Origin of the sequence: Nocardioides sp. OK12, from assembly GCF_024341885.1 — a bacterium.
GTDB lineage: Bacteria > Actinomycetota > Actinomycetes > Propionibacteriales > Nocardioidaceae > Nocardioides > Nocardioides marinisabuli.
Genome location: NZ_BNET01000029.1, coordinates 1 through 1,252, shown reverse-complemented (window position 1 = coordinate 1,252; position 1,252 = coordinate 1). Strand labels below are relative to the sequence as shown.

At 66.4% G+C, this 1,252-nt stretch carries 1 protein-coding gene; it reads left to right on the top strand.

All coding sequences use genetic code 11. The features are described from left to right. Window positions 1–194 precede the first annotated feature (194 nt). Window positions 195–1,241 carry an IS30 family transposase gene (locus OCU29_RS19720; protein WP_370463690.1) on the top strand — a complete coding sequence of 349 codons (1,047 nt, stop codon included), beginning with the start codon at window positions 195–197 and terminating at the stop codon, window positions 1,239–1,241. The last annotated feature ends 11 nt before the right edge of the window (window positions 1,242–1,252 follow it).

Genomic DNA, 1,252 nt, shown 5'->3' with positions numbered 1-1,252 from the left:
GTCGGTGAGGTCAGGGGAATGTCGCAACACCCTCTGACCTGGGGGTACGACCCATGCCTACTCCACCGATGCCTGCTGAGCAGGTCGATCTGATTCATTGCCTGCTTCGCCGGGGCGTGCAGCGCGCGGAGATCGCTGCACGTGCCGGCGTGTCTACACGCACGGTGTACCGGATGCTGGTCAGGCTCGGCAGCGTGCCCAGACCTGCTGCTGCCGAGTACGACTCCCGCTACCTGAGCCAGGACGAGCGGTGCGAGATCGCGCGCATGCACGACTCGGGATGCTCGATGCGCGCCATCGCTCGCCAGCTCTCGCGCTCGCCCTCGACGATCAGCCGTGAGCTGGCCCGCAACCGCGATCCGCGTACCGGGCACTACCTGCCCCACCACGCCCACACCATCGCCTGGCACAACCAACGACGTCCCAAGTCCTCGAAGATCGCCTCGAACCCGCGGCTGCGGGCCTGGGTGCGGTACATGCTGAAGAAGCGACTCTCGCCCGATCAGATCGCTGGCCGCCTGCGGGTGCGCTTCCCCGACGATGAGTCCATGCGCATCAGCCACGAGACGATCTACCAGAGCCTGTACGTCTACCCCCGCGGCGAGCTGACCCGCGAGCTCAAGGCCCACCTGCGCAGCAAGCGCACCCAACGCAAACCCCGAGGTCAGCGCACCAACAAGCACGACCGGATCAAGAACATGGTCTCGATCCACGACCGCCCCGAAGAGGTCGAGGGCCGCCTGGTGCCCGGCCACCACGAGGGCGACCTGATCAAGGGCTCGTTGGCCTCCAACTCAGCGGTGGCCACCATCGTTGAGCGGCACTCCGGGTTCGTGACCCTGGCTCACCTGCCCGAAGGCCACGGCGCCCACGCCGTCGCCACCGCGCTGAGCCACGAGATGAGCCAATTGCCCGGCTGGTTCGCCAAGACCCTGACCTGGGACCGCGGCACCGAGATGGCCCGCCACGCCGACTTCACCGCCGCCACCGGCATCGACGTCTACTTCGCCGACCCCTACAGCCCCCAACAGCGACCCAGCAACGAGAACACCAACGGACTGCTACGCGAGTACATGCCCAAGGGCACCGACCTGTCCCTACACACCCACGACGACCTCACCGCCATCGCCGAAGAACTCAACAACCGCCCCCGCAAACGACTCGGATACCTCACCCCCGCCGAGGTCTTCGCTAAGTTGCTCGAAGAAGACCACACCAAAGGTGTTGCGTCCGCCCCCTGATTTCGCCGTCA